Raw genomic sequence first — 18747 nt, 5'->3', positions numbered from 1 at the left:
GACGCCATGCACGACCTGCCCGACTACGCCGAGCTGCACTGCCTGTCGGCCTTCAGCTTCCAGCGCGGCGCCTCGGTCGCGCCGGAGCTGTTCGAGCGCGCGAAACAGCAGGGCTACACCGCGCTGGCGATCACCGACGAGTGCTCGCTGGCCGGCATCGTGCGTGCGCTGGAAGCGTCGGAGCGGTTCGGCGTGAAGCTGATCGTCGGCAGCGAGGTGCAGGTCGAAGGCGGGCCCAAGCTGGTCCTGCTGGTCGAGGACAAGGCCGGTTACACCGCATTGTGCCAGTTGCTGACCCGCGCCCGCCGGCGTGCGCGCAAGGGCGAATACCGGCTGCTGCGCGAGGACTTCGGCGCCACCGACGGCCTGCTTGCGCTGTGGGTGCCGGGCGCCGCAACTGACGCCCCAATCGACGACGCGCAGGCGCGCTGGACCGCGGACACCTTCCCCGGCCGCACCTGGCTGGCGGTCGAGCTGCACCGCGGTCCCGACGACGACGCCCGCCTGCGGCAACTGCGCGAAGCCGGCGCCCGCCTCGGCCTGCCGCTGGTCGCCGCCGGCGACGTCCACATGCACGTGCGCGGCCGCCGCGCCCTGCAGGACACGATGACCGCGATCCGCCACCACGTCACCGTCGCCGAGGCCGGCCACCGGCTGTTCCCCAATGGCGAGCGCCACCTGCGCAGCCGCCGCGCGCTCGCCGCCATCCACCCGTCCGACCTGCTCACCGAGACCGTGCGGATCGCCGACCGCTGCCGTTTCGACATGCGCAGGGACCTGCAGTACCAGTACCCGCACGAACTGGTCCCGCCCGGCCACGACGCCGCCAGCTGGCTGCGCCACCTGGTCGAGGAAGGCGCGCGCTGGCGCTGGCCGGAAGGCATGAGCGGGAAGGCCCGCGGGTTGATCGAGAAGGAGCTCGCGCTGGTCGCAAAAAAACGCTACGAGTCGTACTTCCTGACCGTGCACGACATCGTCCGCTTCGCCCGCTCGCAGGACATCCTCTGCCAGGGCCGCGGTTCGGCCGCCAACTCGGTGATCTGCTACACCCTGGGCGTGACCGAGATCGACCCGGCGCGGATGAACATGCTGTTCGAGCGTTTCATCTCGGAAGAGCGCGACGAACCACCCGACATCGACATCGACTTCGAGCACGAGCGCCGCGAGGAGGTGCTGCAGTACGTGTTCAACCGCTACGGCCGCGAGCGCGCCGCGCTGACCGCGGTGGCGACCCAGTACCGCGGCCGCGGTGCGGTGCGCGATGTCGGCCGCGCACTCGGCCTGCCGCCCGACGTGGTCGGCGAGCTGGCGTCGACGATGAACCGCTGGAGCGGCCGCGCACCGATCGCCGAGCACCTGCGCGAGCGCGGTTTCGATCCCGACTCGCCGGTGCTGCGGCAGGTGGTCGCGCTGACCGCCGAGCTGGTCGGCATGCCGCGCCACCTGTCGCAGCACCCCGGCGGCTTCGTGATCTCCGAGCACCCGCTGCACACGCTGGTGCCGGTCGAGAACGCCGCGATGGACGACCGCACCGTGATCCAGTGGGACAAGGACGACCTCGACGAAGTCGGCCTGATGAAGGTCGACTGTCTCGCGCTGGGCATGCTGACCGCGGTGCGCAAGACCCTCGACCTGCTGCGCGCCAGCGGCCGCCGCGACCTCACCGTCGGCGACATCCCGAAGGAGGACGGAGCGACCTACGACATGATCAGCCGCGCCGACACCATCGGCGTGTTCCAGATCGAATCGCGCGCGCAGATGGCGATGCTGCCGCGGCTGCGGCCGAAGACGTTCTACGACCTGGTGATCCAGATCGCGATCGTCCGGCCGGGCCCGATCCAGGGCGACATGGTCAATCCCTACCTGCTGCGCCGCACCGGCAAGGAGCCGGTCGACTATCCGTCCGGGGCACTCAAGGCGGTACTGGAACGTACCCTCGGCGTGCCGCTGTTCCAGGAACAGGTGATGCAGATCGCGATGGTGGCGGCCGGTTACAGAGGCGGCGAGGCCGACCAGCTGCGCCGTTCGATGGCGGCATGGAAGCGCCGCGGCGGGCTTGAGCCGCACCGGCAGAAGCTGACCGACGGCATGCTGCGCAACGGCTACACGCGCGAGTACGCCGAACGGATCTTCGAGCAGATCAAGGGCTTCGGCGACTACGGCTTCCCCGAATCGCACGCCGCCAGCTTCGCCCTCGTCGCCTACACCAGCAGCTGGCTGAAGTGCCACGAGCCGGCCGCGTTCGCCTGCGCGCTGATCAACTCCTGGCCGATGGGCTTCTATTCGCCCGACCAGATCCTGCAGGACGCCCGCCGGCACGGTATCCGCACGCTGCCGGTCGACGTGCGCTACAGCCACTGGGACTGCAGCCTCGAAGACGATGCGCCGTCGCGTTCCGTAGGAGCGGTTTCACTCGCGATCGGGAACCGGCGTGATCAACCGGCCATCCGTCTCGGCCTGCGCATGGTCCGCGGCCTGCCGCCCGAAGCCGCGACACGCATCGAAGCCGCCCGCGCGCGCCATCCGTTCACCGACGTTGCCGACCTGTGCGCGCGGAGCCACCTCGATCGCCGCGAACAGTCCGTGCTGGCCGATGCCGGTGCCCTGCGCGGCCTCGCCGGCCATCGCCACCGGGCGCGCTGGGCGATCGGCGGGGTCGAACCGCAGCTGCCGCTGTTCGCCGATGCGCCCCCGGCCGCCGACAACGACCCGGTCGTGCTGCCGCTGCCCAGCGCCGGGGAGGACGTGCGCGCCGACTACGCGATGGTCGGCACCACACTCGGCCGGCATCCGCTGGCGATGCTCCGCAAGGTCCTGACGGCACGGCGCTGCCGGCGTTCGGGCGAGGTGGCGAAGCTGCCGCACGGCCGCACCGTGCGCGTCGCCGGGCTGGTGACCCTGCGCCAGCGCCCGCAGACCGCCAGCGGCGTGGTCTTCATGACGCTGGAGGACGAGGACGGCATGACCAACGTGGTGGTCTGGCGCAGCCTCGTCGAGCGGCAACGGCGCGAGCTGCTGGAGTCGCGCCTGCTCGCGGTCGAGGGCCGGCTGGAACGCCGCGACGGCGTGCAGCACCTGGTCGCCCACCGGCTCGAGAACCTGACGCCGCTGCTGGGCGGCCTCGATGCACGCTCGCGCGATTTCCATTGACGACGCGGGCTGCGTAACCCGTCGATGGCATGATGGAATCGTCCGGCCGGCGACATCGCCCCGCGGAACCGCCGGACACTCCTCGCCGCGCCAGCCAAGGGAGACCCCGTGACCCGCCACGACCCCGTCACCTATCCGCCGCTCGACACCCTCAAGCCGGTCGCCGACGACGTCTGGATCGTCGACGGCCCGGCGATCGAGTTCGGCATGCCGTGGCCGAAGATGCGCTTCCCCACCCGCATGACCGTGCTGCGCATCGGCGACGACCTGCTGATCCACTCGCCGACGCCGCTCACCCGCGGACTGATGCGTGAGGTGGAAGCCATCGGCACGCCGCGCTGGATCGTCGGCCCCAACCGCATCCACTACTGGTGGATCCCGGAGTGGCACGAAGTCTTCCCCGACGCCCGCGTGTACCTCGCCCCGCGTATCCGCGAGCAGGCCGACGGCCGCATCGACTTTCCCGCCTCCGAGCTCGACCGCCCCCGCGGTTACCCCTGGGACGCCACGGTCGCGACCCTCCCTGTCTCCGGCAGCTTCATGACCGAGGTCGAGTTCTTCCATCGCCCCAGCCGCACCCTGGTGCTGACCGATTTCATCGAGAACTTCGAGCCCGGCAAGCTCGAACTTCCGGCGCGCTGGCTTACCCGTTTTGCCGGTTCGCGCGACCCCGACGGCCAGATGCCGCGCGACATGCGCCTGACCTTCCGTGGGCCGCAGCGGGCCGCGCTGAAGGACGCCGTCGAACAGATGATCGCGTGGAACCCCGAACGCGTGATCCTCGCCCACGGCCGCTGGTACGAGCGCGACGGCGCCGCCGAGCTGCGCCGCGCCTTCCGCTGGCTGCTGGACTGACCCTCCAGTACGCCGGCGCATGGGGCCGGCCCGGTCGATGCATAATCGATCGCACCAAGGGGAGAACCGCATGCGGACCGTCGAAGGCAGGATCGTCCTGGTTACCGGGGCGGCCATGGGGATGGGCCGGCTGTACGCCGAACGCGCCGTGGCCGAACGCGCCGCCGCGGTGGTGCTGTGGGACGTCGACGGCGAGGCGCTGGCCGCCACCCGCGACGAACTGGTCCGGCTCGGCGGCAACGTCCACGCCCACGTGGTCGACCTCGCCTCGCTGGCCGACATCGGCACCGCTGCCGCCCGGGTGCGCAGCGAGGTCGGCGACCCCGACATCGTCATCAACAACGCCGGCGTGGTCCGCAGCAAACACTTCTGGGAGCACGACCCGGTGCGCGACACCGAGTTCGTCATCCGCATCAACACGCTGGCGCTGATGCACGTCGCCCGCGAGTTCCTGCCGGCGATGGTCGCCGGCGGCCGCGCGTCGCGCCTGCTCAACGTGGCCTCGGCATCGGGGATGCTGTCTGTGCCGATGATGAGTGTCTACACCGCATCGAAGTGGGCGGTGATCGGCTGGAGCGATTCGGTGCGGCTGGAGTTGCTGCGCGCTGGCCACGGGCACGTCCGGGTCACCACGCTGATCCCCAGCTACATCAAGACCGGCATGTTCGACGGTGCGCGCGCGCCCCTGCTGACACCGCTGCTGGAACCGGACCACGTGGTCGACACCGCCTGGGCGGCGATGAAGCGCGGCCGCGCGCGGGTGATGCTGCCGTGGACCGTCGCGCTCAGCGGCGCCCTGCGCGGCCTGCTGCCACAACCGGCGTGGGACTGGCTGGCCGGCCGGGTGTTCCGGGTCTACTCGTCGATGGACCACTTCACCGGGCGACAGGTGCAGCGATGATCGCCGAGTCGCCGGCCGCCACGGTCGAACGCCTGCGCGCAACCTTCCGCGACGGCCGCACGTGGCCGCTGGCCTGGCGTCGCCGGCAGCTGCAGGCCCTGCGGCGGATGCTGGTCGAACGCGAGGACGAGTTCACCGCGGCGCTGCAGCGCGACCTTGGCAAGCCGGCACTGGAAAGCTTCGTCACCGAGATCGGCTTCACCATCGGCGAAATCGACCACGCGCTGCGACACCTGCGCCGCTGGGCCGCCGGCGCACGGGTGGCCGTGCCGCTGGCGCTGCAGCCGGCGCGCGCCCGGGTCGAACCGCAGCCGCTCGGCGTGGTGCTGGTGATCGCGCCGTGGAACTACCCGCTGCAGTTGCTGCTGGCGCCGCTGTGCGGCGCGCTGGCGGCCGGCAACTGCGCACTGCTCAAGCCGAGCGAAATGGCGCCGGCCACCTCGCGCGCGCTCGCCGAATGGATTCCGCATTACCTCGACCCCGGCGCGGTGGCCGTGGTCGAAGGCGATGCCGATACCGCCACCGCGCTGCTGGAGCAGCGCTTCGACCATGTCTTCTTCACCGGCGGCGCGCGGGTGGCGCGGGTCGTCGCGGCCGCCGCGGCGCGCCACCTCACGCCGGTGACGCTCGAACTCGGTGGCAAGTCGCCGGCCATCGTCCACGACGGCGACCTGCGCGCGGTCGCCCGGCGCATCGTCCACGGCAAGTTCCTCAACGCCGGCCAGACCTGCGTCGCGCCCGACCACGTGCTGGTGCTGGAGCCACTTGCCGACGAACTGGTCCGGCACCTGGGCGCGGTGCTGGTCGAGTTCTTCGGCCCCGATCCGGCGGCCAGCCCCGACTACGGCCGGATCGTCGACCACCGCCATTTCGACCGGCTGGTCGCGGCGCTGGGCGACGCCCGCGTGGCGATCGGCGGCGACCATGATCGCGAACGGCTTCATATCGCGCCGACCGTGGTGGTCGACCCGCCGGCGGACTCGCCGCTGCTGCGCGAGGAAATCTTCGGGCCGATCCTGCCGGTGCTGCGGGTGCCCGACCTCGCGGCCGCGATCACGCAGGTCAACCGCGACGAGCCACCGCTGGCCGCCTACGTGTTCACCCGGAGCGCCGGGGTGCGCGAGGCCGTGGAACGCGGCATCCGCGCCGGCGCGATCGGCGTCAACGTGTGCGCCGCCCACCTCGCGGTGCCCGGCCTGCCGTTCGGCGGCGTCGGCGCCAGCGGCATCGGCCGCTACCACGGCCGGCATTCGTTCGACACCTTCAGCCAGCTGCGGCCGGTGTTCTCGAAAGGCACGCTGCTGGACACGCTTCGGTTCGCCTACCCGCCGTATTCGCGGTTCAAGGCGGCGCTGCTGCGGAAGCTGCTCTAGCCTGCTCCAGCCAAAGAAAAAGCGGGCCGAAGCCCGCTTTTCCGTGTCCAGCGATGCAACGCTCCGGCTTACTCGGCCGAGGCGCCCTCGCCTTCCTCGACGGCCTTGATCGACAGGCGGATGCGGCCCTGCTTGTCGACTTCCAGCACCTTGACCTTGACCACGTCGCCTTCCTTGAGCTTGTCGGACACCTTCTCGACGCGCTCGCTGGAGATCTGCGAGACGTGCACCAGGCCGTCCTTGCCCGGCAGGATGGTCACGAACGCACCGAAGTCCATGATCTTGGCGACCTTGCCCTCGTAGATCCGGCCCGGCTCGACGTCCGAGGTGATCTGCTCGATGCGGTCCTTGGCGGCGTTGGCGGCGGCGGCATTGACCGAGGCGATGACAATCGTGCCGTCGTCCTGGATGTCGATCTGGGTGCCGGTCTCCTTGGTGATCGCCTGGATGGTCGAGCCACCCTTGCCGATCACTTCGCGGATCTTGTCCGGGTGGATCTTCATGGTCAGCAGGCGCGGCGCGAACTCGCTCAGCTCGCCGCGCGGGGCGGTCAGCGCGTTGGCCATCTCGCCGAGGATGTGCAGGCGACCGGCCTTGGCCTGGGCCAGCGCGGTCTTCATGATTTCCTCGGTGATGCCCTGGATCTTGATGTCCATCTGCAGGGCGGAGATGCCCTCGCTGGTGCCGGCGACCTTGAAGTCCATGTCGCCGAGGTGGTCCTCGTCACCGAGGATGTCGGACAGGACGACGAAGTTGTCGCCTTCCTTCACCAGGCCCATCGCGATGCCCGCGACCGGCGCCTTGACCGGCACGCCGGCATCCATCAGCGCCAGCGACGAACCGCAGACCGAGGCCATCGAGGACGAGCCGTTCGACTCGGTGATCTCCGACACCACGCGGATGGTGTACGGGAACTCCTCCATCGTCGGCATCACGGCGAGCACGCCGCGCTTGGCGAGGCGGCCGTGGCCGATCTCGCGGCGCTTCGGGCCCATCATGCGGCCGGCTTCACCGACCGAGTACGGCGGGAAGTTGTAGTGGAACAGGAAGTGTTCCTTGTACTCGCCCGAGACGGCGTCGATGATCTGGCCGTCGCGCGCGGTGCCGAGGGTGGCGACCACGATCGCCTGGGTCTCGCCGCGGGTGAACAGCGCCGAGCCGTGGGTGCGCGGCAGCACGCCGACCTTCGAGCTGATCGGGCGGACGGTGTCGAGCGCGCGGCCGTCGATGCGGACCTTGGTTTCCAGCACCGCATTGCGCATGGTCTGGTATTCGAGCTCGCCGAACTCCTTGGACACTTCGGCCGGGTTCCAGCCGTTGGCCTCGATCTGCGACTCCAGCGAAGCGACCACTTCCTTCTTCAGGCTGGAGATCGCGTCGCGGCGGGCCAGCTTGTCGCGGATCTGGAAGGCTTCGGCCAGGCGCCCGCCGATCGCACCCTTGAGCGCATCGACGATGGCCTGCTCGGCGGCCGGCTGCTGCCAGTCCCACTTCGGCTTGCCGGCCTCGGCGACCAGCTCGTTGATCGCGTTGATCGCGACCTGCATTTCCTTGTGGCCGAACATCACCGCGCCGAGCATCACGTCCTCGGACAGCACGTCGGCTTCGGACTCGACCATCAGCACGGCGTCGGCGGTACCGGCGACGACCAGCTCCAGCTTGGAATCCTCAAGCTCGGTCTTGCTGGGGTTGAGGATGTACTGGCCGTCCTTGTAACCGACCTTGGCGGCACCGATCGGGCCGGCGAACGGCGCGCCGGTCAGGGCGACGGCGGCCGAGGCGCCGATCAGCGCCGGGATGTCGCCGTCGATCTCCGGGTTCATCGACATCACCGTGGCGATGACCTGGACCTCGTTGCGGAAGCCGTCGGGGAACAGCGGGCGGATCGGGCGGTCGATCAGGCGCGAGATCAGCGTTTCCTTCTCGGTCGCACGGCCCTCGCGCTTGAAGAAGCCACCCGGGATGCGGCCACCGGCGTAGAACTTCTCCTGGTAGTCGACGGTCAGGGGGAAGAAGTCCTGGCCCTCGCGCGCGGTCCTGTTGGCGACGGCCGTGACCAGCAGCACGGTGTCTTCAACCTTGACGATGACGGCGCCGCCGGCCTGGCGGGCGACCTCGCCGGTTTCCAGGGTGACCTGGTGCTTGCCGTACTGGAAGGTCTTGGTAATTTTTGCCACGTTGGGTTCCTATCGGTTCGGTGCGGTCCGGACAGCGCCCTTGCCCTGTCCGGTCGGTCGCCGGCTCGCGACCTGGGGGACGGCCGGCCGTTGTGTCGGCCGACCCCGGAAACAACCGCGGCGCATCACTGCGCCGCGGTGGGTACTTCGATCAGCGGCGCAGACCGAGCTTGGCGATCAGGGCCTTGTAGCGCTCGGCGTCCTTGCGATGCAGATAGTCGAGCAGGCTGCGACGACGGTTGACCATCATCAGCAGGCCACGACGGCTGTGGTGGTCCTGCTTGTGCTCCTTGAAGTGACCCTGGAGCTGCTCGATGCGCGCGGTGAGCAGGGCGACCTGGACTTCCGGGGAGCCGGTGTCCTTGTCGCCGCGCTTGTTGTCTTCAATGATCTTGCTGGTGTCGATGGACATCTGTATTGCCTCGTGATGCGCGACCCGCAGAACGCAGTCGTCGCCGGAAATGCCGACGCCGACGCACCGCACGGTCCGCCGCTTGCTGGAAGAATGTTGCAGGTTTGCTTGAAAAAGCCCGCGAATTGTAGCCGCGCGGGACCGGCGTCACAAGCCGCGCGGGCACCGTCCGTCAGCCGCCGGCGTGCGGCGTGGCCCATGTGAACAGGCGCCGGGGGTGCAACCGCCCTTCAGGGTCGACCCGGCCCAGCCCGAGCACCCGCCCGTCGCCGTCGTAGACCGCCACCGGGTCGGCCGGCGCAGCGGGGCCGGCGGGATGCAGCTGGATGCCCTGGCCGAAGCGCCGCGCCTCGTCCGGTCCCAGCCGCACGCTGGCGAAATCGACCAGTCCCGCCTCGACCGGCAGCAGGCAGGCATCCAGGCCGGTCCCGCCGGCCCCGGCCAGCGCCTGCAGCGCATCGAGGGTGTGCATGGCGGGCTGCCTGAACGGGTCCACCCAGAGCCGTCGCAGGACCTCGACGTGGGCGCCGCATCCCAGGGCTTCGCCGAGATCGCGGACGAGGCTGCGGACGTAGGTGCCCGAGCCGCATTCCACCCGCAGCCGCAGGCGGTTGCCGTCGTGCTCGAGCAGCTCCAGCGCGTGGACGACGACTTCGCGCTCGGGCGCCTCGATCGCCTCGCCGCGACGGGCCTTGGCGTACAGCGGTTCCCCGCCCTGCTTCAGTGCCGAGTAGATCGGCGCGCGTTGCACGATCGGGCCTCGCAACGCGGCCAGCGCCGTTTCGATCGCGGCGGCGTCGAGTTGCGGCACCCCGCGCTCGCGCAACGGGCGGCCATCGGCGTCGTCGGTGTCGGTGGTAACGCCGAGCACGGCGACGGTCTCGTAGGCCTTGGCGGCACCCAGCAGCAGCCCGGCGATCTTGGTCGCCTCGCCAAAGCAGATCGGCAACAGGCCGGTGGCCAGCGGGTCGAGGCTGCCGGTGTGGCCGCCCTTCTCGGCGCGGAACAGGTGGCGGACCCGCTGCAGCGCCTGGTTGGAGCTGAGCCCGGCAGGCTTGTCGAGCAGCAGCAGGCCGTCGAGCGGGCGGAAGATGGTGCGCGGGCGCCTGGTCATTCGCGTCTGGGGAATCTCGCGATTGCTTGGGACATGGCGCGATCGCCAGAGCCGCAGCCCCGTTGTAGGAGCGACGTCGGTCGCGACCCGCCGAACGCTGGAGGCGATGTACAGATCGCGACTGACGTCGCTCCTACAAAGCTCCTGCACGCACGACGACCTGACTGGCAACGCACCTTGGATCAGGCCGGCTCGTCGTCGTCCGACGCCGCTGGCGGGTTCTCGCGCAACAGGTTGTCGATGCGCTCGCCGCGGTCGAACGAGTCGTCGTAGTGGAAGTGCAGCTCCGGCACGTGGCGCAGCTTGACCGCGCGGCCGAGTTCGTAGCGCAGCGGCTTGGCGAGTTCCTTGAGGCCCTTCATCGCCTCGGCCGAGCGTTCCGGCTGCAGTGCCACCACGAACACCTTGGCGTGGGCCAGGTCGCGGGTCACCTCGACGTCGGACACGCTGACCGACGGCAGTCCGTGCTCGCGCACGGCGTCGTGCACGAGAGCGCCCAGCTCCCTGCGGAGCTGGGCGGAAACGCGATCGGTGCGGTGGAAGGTCTTGGGCATCGGTTACAGCGTCCGCTGGACCTCGACGCGCTCGAAGCACTCGATCTGGTCGCCCGGCTTGACGTCGTTGTACTGCTTCACGCCGATGCCGCACTCGGTGTTGGCCCGGACCTCGTCGACGTTCTCCTTGAAGCGGCGCAGCGACTCCAGCTCGCCCTCGAAGATGACGGTGTTGTCGCGCAGCACGCGGATCGGCTTGTTCCGCTTGACCACGCCCTCGACCACCATGCAGCCGGCAACCGCGCCGAACTTGGAGCTGCGGAACACGTCGCGGACCTCGGCGGTACCGATGATGTCCTCGCGGATTTCCACGCCCAGGATGCCCGAGGCCACCTGCTTCACCTGGTCGATCACGTCATAGATGATCGAGAAGTAGCGCAGGTCGACACCGTTGGTCTCGATGACCTTGCGCGCCGACGCATCGGCACGGACGTTGAAGCCGATGATGGTCGCCTTGGAGGTCGACGCCAGTTGCGCGTCGGACTCGGTGATGCCGCCGACGCCCGAGCCGATCACGTTGATGCGGATCGCGTCGGTCGACAGCGCGGTGAGCGCCTCCTTCAGCGCCTGCACCGAGCCCTGCACGTCGGCCTTGACGATCAGCGGCAGGCTCAGCTGGCCTTCGCCCTGGCCGAGCTGGGCCATGATGTCTTCCATCCGGTTGCCGCCCTGCGCGACCAGGCGCGACTCGCGGCGCTTGGCATCACGCTGCTGGGCGACGTCCTTGGCCAGGCGCTCGTCCTCGACCACGACGAAGTCGTCGCCGGCATCGGGCACGCCCGACAGGCCGAGCACCTGCACCGGGATCGACGGGCCGGCCGACTCGACCTGCGACCCGGTCTCGTCGAACAGCGCACGCACGCGGCCGTACTGCACGCCACAGACCAGGTAGTCGCCCTTTTTCAACTCGCCCTGCTGGACCAGCACCGTGGCAACCGGGCCACGGCCACGGTCGAGCGCGGACTCGATGACCACGCCGTTGGCGCGCCCCTCGGCGACGGCCTGCAGTTCCAGCACCTCGGCCTGCAGCGAAATCGCATCGAGCAGGTTGTCGATGTTCTGGCCGGTCTTGGCCGACAACTCGACGAACTGGGTGTCGCCACCGAACTCCTCGGCCACGACTTCCTGCTCGAGCAGTTCGTTCTTGACCTTCATCGGGTCGGCGTCGGACTTGTCGATCTTGTTGACCGCCACGATCAGCGGCACACCGGCCGCCTTCGCGTGCTGCACCGCCTCGATCGTCTGCGGCTTGACGCCGTCATCGGCCGCGACCACCAGCACCACGATGTCGGTGAGCTTGGCGCCGCGGGCGCGCATCGACGAGAACGCCGCGTGGCCCGGGGTGTCGAGGAAGCTGATGACGCCCTTGCCGGTTTCGACGTGGTAGGCGCCGATGTGCTGGGTGATGCCGCCGGCCTCGCCGGTGGCGACCTTGGTGCGGCGGATGTAGTCCAGCAGCGAGGTCTTGCCGTGGTCGACGTGGCCCATGATGGTGACCACCGGCGGACGCGCGACCTTCTCGCCCTGCACGTCCTCGACGTGGGCCAGCAGCTCGTTCTCGACGTCGGCGGCATCGGCGCGGACCACGTTGTGGCCGAGCTCCTCGGTCACCAGAGCGGCGGTGTCGTGGTCGATGGACTGGGTGATGGTGGCCATCACGCCCATCTTGAACAGCGCCTTGACCACTTCGCCGCCCTTGAGCGCCATCTTCTGCGCGAGGTCGGCGACGGTGATGGTCTCGCCGATGGCGACATCGCGCACGATCGGCGCGGTCGGGCGGGTGAAACCGGTGCCCGAGCGTGCCTGGTCGGCGTGGCGGCGCGGCTTGGCGCGGCCGCGGGTGCTGCTGGTGCGGCGCGCACGGTCGGACGCGCTCAGGTGCATCTGGCCGGCGAACCGCTTGGTGCGGTCGTCGTCCTCGACGCCGGCGGTCATCGCGTGCGAGCCACGGGTCTTGTGGCGCGGGCTGGCGCGGTCGTCGGTGCGGGCCGGGGCCGGCTTCGGATGACCATGGCCATGGCTGGTCGCCGCCTTTGCCGGGACTTCCTCCTCCACCGCGCCGGCCTCGGCCGCGGCGGCGACCTCGGCCTTCAGGCGCTCGGCCTCCTCGGCGGCGCGCTTGGCGGCCTCGGCCTCCTCGGCGCGGCGCTTGTCGGCCTCGGCCAGCGCCTGCTGCTCGGCGAGGTTGCGCTGCTTGGATTCCTCCAGCTTGCGCAGGATCTCGGCGCGCTCGTCGGTCGGCTCGGGCTGCTCGGCATCGGGGCGGACGACGGTCACCTTCTTGCGCACCACGACGTCGACCGTCGCGCGGCTCTTGCCACCGCCGACGGTGAGCTCCTGCTTGCGGCTGCGGCTGAGCGTGATCTTCTTCGGCGCAACGCCATCGTCGGCCGGCTTTTCGGCCTTGCCGTGGGTGCGACGCAGGAAGCCGAGCAACTTGACCTTCTCGGTGCTGGAGACGGCCTGGTCGGGGTCGTTGAAGGGCATGCCGGCCTCTGCCAGCTGCTCCAGCAACTTCTCGACCGGCGTGTTCACCAGCGTGGCCAGCTTGCGGATGGTGGTTTGCTGCGACATTCGGTTTCCGTGTCCTGTGGCGCGGGGACCGGCCCCGCGCGTGATCGTTCAATTCTAGCCCTGCTACCTCATGGGCGCAGTCCCGTGTTCATGGGCGGATGTCCTGCATCGCCGCGCCCCTTACTCGAACCAGTGCTTGCGCGCTTCCATGATCAGCGCGGCGGCACGGGCCTCGTCGACGCCGTCGATGTCGGTCAGCTCGTCGGTGGCGAGGTCGGCCAGGTCGTCGCGGGTGGTCACGCCGCGGCCGGCGAGCGCGTACGCCAGCTCGTCGTCCATGCCTTCCAGCGTCAGCAGGTCCTCGGCCGGCTGGTGCTCGTCGAGCTCCTCCTCGGCCGCCAGCGCCTCGTTGAGCAGCGCGTCGCGGGCACGGGCGCGCAGTTCCTCGACGATGTCCTCGTCGAAGCCCTCGACCGCCAGCAGCTCGCCGACCGGCACGTAGGCGATTTCCTCGACCGTGCTGAAGCCCTCGGCCACCAGGATGCCGGCGATCTCCTCGTCGACCTCGAGCTTGGCCTGGAACAGTTCGCGCGCGGCACCCTGCTCGGCTTCCGACTTGGCGGTGACCTGGTCCTGCGTCATCACGTTGAGCTGCCAGCCCGACAGGCGGCTGGCGAGGCGCACGTTCTGGCCGCCCTTGCCGATCGCCTGGGCGAGGCGGTCCTCGGCGACCGCCAGGTCCATCGAGTGCTTCTCCTCGTCGACGATGATCGACTGCACCTCGGCCGGCGCCATCGCGTTGATCACGAACTGTGCCGGGTTGTCCGACCACAGCACGATGTCGACGCGCTCGCCGTTGAGCTCGTTGGTCACCGCCTGCACGCGGGAACCACGCATGCCGATGCAGGCGCCGATCGGGTCGGTGCGGTTGTCGTGCGCCAGCACCGCGATCTTGGCGCGGTCACCCGGGTCACGCGCGCAGGCCATGATCGAGACCAGGCCCTGGCCGACTTCCGGCACCTCGAGCTTGAACAGCTCCATCATGAATTCCGGCGCGGCGCGGCTGATGAACAGCTGCGGGCCACGCGGCTCGCTGCGCACGTCGAACAGGAAGCCGCGGACACGGTCGCCGGCGCGCAGCACGTCGCGCGGGATGCCCTTGTCCTTCGGGATGATCGCCTCGGCGTTACCGCCCAGGTCGACGTAGATGTTGCCGCGCTCCACGCGCTTGACGATGCCGGTGACCAGCTCGCCGACGCGGTCCTTCCACTGGTCGACGACCTGCGCGCGCTCGGCCTCGCGGACGCGCTGCACGATCACCTGCTTGGCGGCCTGGGCGGCGATGCGGCCGAAATCCGGGTTCTCGATCTGTTCCTCGATGTAGTCGCCGACCTCCACGCCCTCGACCTCGTCGACCGCGTCCATCAGACGCACCTGGCGGTCGACCGACTCCATCACCACGTCGTCGGCGACCACTTCCATGCGACGGAAGGTCTCGTAGCTGCCGTCCTTGCGGTCGATCGACACGCGCACCAGCACGTCCTCGTCGTGGTAACGCTTCTTGGCGGCGGACGCCAATGCGGCCTCGATCGCCTCGAAGATCACCTCACGCGGCACGCCCTTCTCGTTGGCGACCGCGTCCACGACCAGCAACAGTTCCTTGCTCATCTCGTTACTCCGCCGGGGTCGGCTTGTCGGCCGCCGGCTTGTTGGTTGGTTTGTCGGATTGCGGGTTGTCCTGGCGACGCTTGCCGCCGGGCTTTGCGGGGGCGAGCCCCAGCGCGGCCCAGTCGGGGACCAGGCGCGCCTTGTCGATGTTGTCGAACGCCGCGGTGAACTCCGCACCGTCGACCAGGAAAACGATGTCGCCGCCCTCGATGCGGGCGATCGTGCCGGTCAGCCGGCGACGGCCGTCCTGCGGCAGCTTGAGGGTCACCTTCGCGGTCTCGCCCACGAAGCGCTGGAAATGCGCGAGCGTAAACAGCGGGCGGTCCAGCCCGGGCGACGACACCTCGAGCGTGTAGTTGCCGCTGATCGGGTCCTCGACGTCGAGCTGGGCGGACACCTCCCGGCTGACCGCCTCGCAGTCCTCGATGCCGACCGCGCGCGGCTCCTCGCCGTCGCCCTCGCCCGCCGTTTCCGCCGGAACGTCGATGTACAGGCGCACCACTGCCCCACCCGGTGCGGGCAGGTACTCGATACCCAGCAGCTCCAGCCCCAGCGACTCGACGGTCGGGGCCAGCAGGCGGGAAATCTCGGTCGCTTTGTCCGTCACGCGCTGCACTCCTGCGGTTGCGACTGGCGAATATTCCTGCGGTGCCGCACGACGGCGAGGCAGGGGCGGAAACCCCGGCCCGAAGGCCGGAAACGACAAAGGGCCCGAGGGCCCCTTGTCCGTACCGCTGGATGTCGGTGCGACGCGTGAGCAGAACGCGTCGCCTAGCCCGAGCCGCCGGCTTAAAAAAGAAAGCCTCGCGAAGAGGCTTCCTCATCCAGCTTTAAAAAAGCTGCGCCGAAGCTGGTAGCGGGGGCAGGATTTGAACCTGCGACCTTCGGGTTATGAGCCCGACGAGCTGCCAGACTGCTCCACCCCGCATCAGGCCGTCCATGATAGCGACGGACTTCGAACTTCGCAAGCCTGAACAGGAAATTTTCCTGCCGGCCGCGTGGATCCCCGTGTCAGCCCGCGAAGGCGCGCTGGCACCACGCCATGATCGGATTCCAGGCCAGGCCCAGCGCGAGCAGCGCCAGCGCGTTGACGCCGAACACGATGCGCATCGGGCGGTTGCCGCTCGGTGCCGGCATCGCGCCTTCGGGCTCGTCGAAGTACATGACCTTGACGACGTGGAGGTAGTAGAACGCGCCGACCACCGCGAACACGATGCCGACGATCGCCAGCCACAGCATGTCGCCCTCGATCGCGGCCTGCAGCACCGCGAGCTTGGCCCAGAAGCCGAGGAACGGCGGCACGCCGGCCAGCGACACCATCGTGACCAGGATCATGAACGCCAGCCACGGACTACGGGCATTGAGGCCCTTGTAGTCGTCGATGCGGTCGGCCTCGAAGCCGCGGCTGGACATCACCACGATCGCGCCGAACGCGGCGGTGGCCATGATCGCGTAGCTGATCGCGTAGAACAGCGCCGCCGCGAAGCCGTCCGCCCCGCCCCCGGCGAAGCCGAGGAACAGAAAGCCGACGTGCGAGATGGTCGAGAACGCCAGCATCCGCTTGAAGTTGGTCTGCACCAGCGCGCCGAGGTTGCCCAGCGCCAGCGACAGCACCGCCAGGCCGGCCAGCATCAGGCGCCAGTGGTCGTCCAGCGGGCCGACGCCGACCTCGAGCAGGCGGTAGGTCATGCCGAAAGTCGCCAGCTTCGGCGCCGAGCCGATGAACAGCGTGATCGGGGTCGGCGCGCCGTGGTAGACGTCCGGCAGCCACATGTGGAACGGCGCCGCGCCGAACTTGAAGGCGATGCCGGCGACCATGAAGACGACGCCGGTCACCAGCATGGTGGACGCGCCGCTGGCCTGCGCCGCGACCGCGATCTCGCTGAGATCCAGCGTGCCGGTCGAGCCGTAGACCAGCGACAGGCCGTACAGCAGTAGGCCCGACGCCAGCGCGCCGAGCACGAAGTACTTGATGCCGGCCTCGGAGGCCAACGGGCTGTCGCGGTCCAGCGCGACCAGCGCGTACGAGCACAGCGCCAGCATCTCCAGGCCGACATAGACCATCACCAGCGAACCGGCCGACACCAGCAGCATCATGCCGAGGGTGGCGAACAGCATCAGCACCGACACTTCGCCCTGGTATAGCCCGCGCTCGCGCAGGTACGGCCACAGGTAGACCATCGCCAGCGCACCGATGCCGGCGATCGAGATCTTCATCACGTCGGCCGCGGTGTCGCGCACGAACATGCCGCCGAGCACGTCGCCATGGCCGCCGACACCGCAGACCACCAGCACCACCACCGCAAGCAGCAGAGCGATCGCACCGAGGTGGGTCACCACCCGGCGCCCGGCCGGCAGGAACAGGTCGAGCATCAGCAGCGCGAAGGCACCACAGACCAGCACCAGCTCGGGCAGCAGTGGCATCAACTCGGCGGCGGAACGTACTGCAATCATGGGCAAATCTCTGAAGGGTCGGCGTGGTGCGCCGAACCGGGTCCGGGTTTACAGCTTGGAGGCCGCGATCTGCATCGCGAGGTTGGCGATCGACGGTTCCATCAGGTCGGTCAACGGCTTGGGCCACACGCCCACCAGCAGCGTGCCGATGGCGAACACACCGAGCACGGTCCACTCGCGGCCGTCGATGTCCTTGAGGCTGGCGACGTTGTCGTTTGCCACTGGGCCCCACAACACGCGCTTGACCAGCCACAGCGTGTAACCGGCGCCGATGATCAGCGTCAGCGCGGCGAAGAACGCGATCAGCGGGTGCTTCTGGAAGCTCGCCATGATCACCATGAACTCGCCGACGAAGCCCGACGTGCCCGGCAGGCCCGAGTTGGCCATCGCGAACAGCACGTAGAACAGCGCGAACCAGCGCATGGAGTTGGCCACACCGCCGTAGTCCGAGATCCGCCGCGTGTGCATGCGGTCGTACAGCACGCCGATGCAGGTGAACATCGCGCCGGAGATGAAGCCGTGGCTGATCATCTGCACCATGGCGCCCTGCAGGCCGAGGCGCGCGCCGTCGAGGTTGCCGTAGTCACGCACCAGTGCGAACGCGATGAACACGCCGAGGGTCACGAAGCCCATGTGCGACACGGACGAGTAAGCGACCAGCTTCTTCATGTCGTCCTGGGCGAGCGCCACCAGACCGACGTAGACGATGGCCACCAGGCTGGCCGCGACCACCAGCCACGCCCACTCGGCACCGGCGTCGGGGACGATCGGCAGCACGAAGCGCAGGAAGCCGTAGCCACCGATCTTCAGCATGATCGCGGCCAGGATCACCGAGCCCGCCGTCGGCGCTTCCACGTGCGCGTCCGGCAGCCAGGTGTGCACGGGGAACATCGGCACCTTCACCGCAAACGCGATCAGGAATCCGAAGAAGATCCACATCTGCTCGGTCGCGGTGAGCGGCAGCGCGTACATGTCGGCCAGCTGCCAGCTGCCCCCCTTCATGAACAGGTAGATCAGCGCCACCAGCATGAACAGCGAACCGAGGAAGGTGTACAGGAAGAACTTGATCGACGCGTACACCCGGCGCGGGCCGCCCCAGACGCCGATGATGATGAACATCGGGATCAGCATGCACTCGAAGAACACGTAGAACAGCATCGCGTCGAGCGCGGCGAACACGCCGACCATCAGGCCTTCGAGGATCAGGAATGCCGCGTAGTACTGGCTGACGCGCTTGTCGACGTTCCACGCGCCGATCAGCACCAGCAGCGAGGTCAACGTGGTCAGGCCGACCAGCGCGACCGAGATGCCGTCGGCGCCGAGGTTGTAGCGGATGTCGAACGCCGGGATCCACGCGTGGTCCTCGACGAACTGCATGGCCGGCGTCGCCATGTCGAAGCCGGTGAACAGCGGCAGGGTCAGCAGCAGGGTCAGCGCGGCCACCGCGGTGGCGAACCAGCGCGCCGCGTTGGCGCGCCCGTTGCCGAACGCGAGGGTGGCGAAGCCGCCGATGATCGGCAGCCAGACGAGCAGGCTCAGCAAGGGCAGCGTGCTTGATGCAGGCACAGGATTCAC

The 18747-nt window shown here is 69.1% G+C and carries 13 protein-coding genes and 1 tRNA gene; 4 read left to right on the top strand and 10 right to left on the bottom strand.

Annotated features, from left to right (window positions below; genetic code table 11):
• Positions 1 to 6: 6 nt before the first annotated feature.
• From N799_RS03515 to N799_RS03500, 4 genes are all read left to right on the top strand, one after another.
• Positions 7 to 3150: an error-prone DNA polymerase gene (locus N799_RS03515; RefSeq protein ID WP_036207969.1), complete on the top strand. Its 3144-nt coding sequence runs from the start codon at positions 7 to 9 to the stop codon at positions 3148 to 3150.
• 108 nt (positions 3151 to 3258) lie between these two features.
• Complete coding sequence (locus N799_RS03510) at positions 3259 to 4005, top strand: DUF4336 domain-containing protein (RefSeq protein ID WP_036207966.1); 747 nt, start codon at positions 3259 to 3261, stop codon at positions 4003 to 4005.
• A 70-nt stretch (positions 4006 to 4075) separates the two neighbouring features.
• Positions 4076 to 4906 (top strand): SDR family NAD(P)-dependent oxidoreductase, encoded by an 831-nt coding sequence (locus N799_RS03505; protein WP_036207963.1) that lies wholly within the window; start codon positions 4076 to 4078, stop codon positions 4904 to 4906.
• A complete protein-coding gene (locus tag N799_RS03500; RefSeq protein ID WP_036207960.1) occupies positions 4903 to 6279 on the top strand; it encodes an aldehyde dehydrogenase family protein in 1377 nt (458 codons plus the stop codon). Before N799_RS03505 ends, N799_RS03500 begins: the two co-directional genes overlap by 4 nt.
• A gap of 68 nt (positions 6280 to 6347) precedes the next feature.
• Here N799_RS03500 and pnp read toward each other — a convergent pair whose 3' ends face one another.
• From pnp to N799_RS03450, 10 genes are all read right to left on the bottom strand, one after another.
• The gene (pnp, locus tag N799_RS03495; protein ID WP_036207959.1) at positions 6348 to 8456 is read right to left on the bottom strand and encodes a polyribonucleotide nucleotidyltransferase; all 2109 of its coding nucleotides are present in this window, start codon (positions 8454 to 8456) and stop codon (positions 6348 to 6350) included.
• A 151-nt stretch (positions 8457 to 8607) separates the two neighbouring features.
• The gene (rpsO, locus tag N799_RS03490) at positions 8608 to 8868 is read right to left on the bottom strand and encodes a 30S ribosomal protein S15 (protein WP_036207956.1); all 261 of its coding nucleotides are present in this window, start codon (positions 8866 to 8868) and stop codon (positions 8608 to 8610) included.
• A 172-nt stretch (positions 8869 to 9040) separates the two neighbouring features.
• Positions 9041 to 9982: a tRNA pseudouridine(55) synthase TruB gene (truB, locus tag N799_RS03485; protein WP_036207953.1), complete on the bottom strand. Its 942-nt coding sequence runs from the start codon at positions 9980 to 9982 to the stop codon at positions 9041 to 9043.
• A gap of 182 nt (positions 9983 to 10164) precedes the next feature.
• Entirely contained in the window at positions 10165 to 10536 is a 372-nt protein-coding gene (rbfA, locus tag N799_RS03480; RefSeq protein ID WP_036207949.1) for a 30S ribosome-binding factor RbfA, read from the bottom strand.
• Positions 10537 to 10539: 3 nt separating this feature from the next.
• Complete coding sequence (gene infB / locus N799_RS03475) at positions 10540 to 13110, bottom strand: translation initiation factor IF-2 (RefSeq protein ID WP_036207946.1); 2571 nt, start codon at positions 13108 to 13110, stop codon at positions 10540 to 10542.
• Positions 13111 to 13230: 120 nt separating this feature from the next.
• The gene (gene nusA / locus N799_RS03470) at positions 13231 to 14718 is read right to left on the bottom strand and encodes a transcription termination factor NusA (protein ID WP_036207943.1); all 1488 of its coding nucleotides are present in this window, start codon (positions 14716 to 14718) and stop codon (positions 13231 to 13233) included.
• 4 nt (positions 14719 to 14722) lie between these two features.
• The gene (rimP, locus tag N799_RS03465) at positions 14723 to 15325 is read right to left on the bottom strand and encodes a ribosome maturation factor RimP (RefSeq protein WP_036208251.1); all 603 of its coding nucleotides are present in this window, start codon (positions 15323 to 15325) and stop codon (positions 14723 to 14725) included.
• A 244-nt stretch (positions 15326 to 15569) separates the two neighbouring features.
• Positions 15570 to 15646, bottom strand: a tRNA-Met gene (locus N799_RS03460).
• An 83-nt stretch (positions 15647 to 15729) separates the two neighbouring features.
• Entirely contained in the window at positions 15730 to 17172 is a 1443-nt protein-coding gene (gene nuoN / locus N799_RS03455; RefSeq protein ID WP_036207940.1) for an NADH-quinone oxidoreductase subunit NuoN, read from the bottom strand.
• A 48-nt stretch (positions 17173 to 17220) separates the two neighbouring features.
• The gene (locus N799_RS03450) at positions 17221 to 18738 is read right to left on the bottom strand and encodes an NADH-quinone oxidoreductase subunit M (protein WP_425476947.1); all 1518 of its coding nucleotides are present in this window, start codon (positions 18736 to 18738) and stop codon (positions 17221 to 17223) included.
• Positions 18739 to 18747: the final 9 nt, after the last annotated feature.

The sequence above is a fragment of the Lysobacter arseniciresistens ZS79 genome (assembly GCF_000768335.1).
Classification (GTDB): domain Bacteria; phylum Pseudomonadota; class Gammaproteobacteria; order Xanthomonadales; family Xanthomonadaceae; genus Novilysobacter; species Novilysobacter arseniciresistens.
This window is presented reverse-complemented; position numbering and strand designations above follow the sequence as displayed.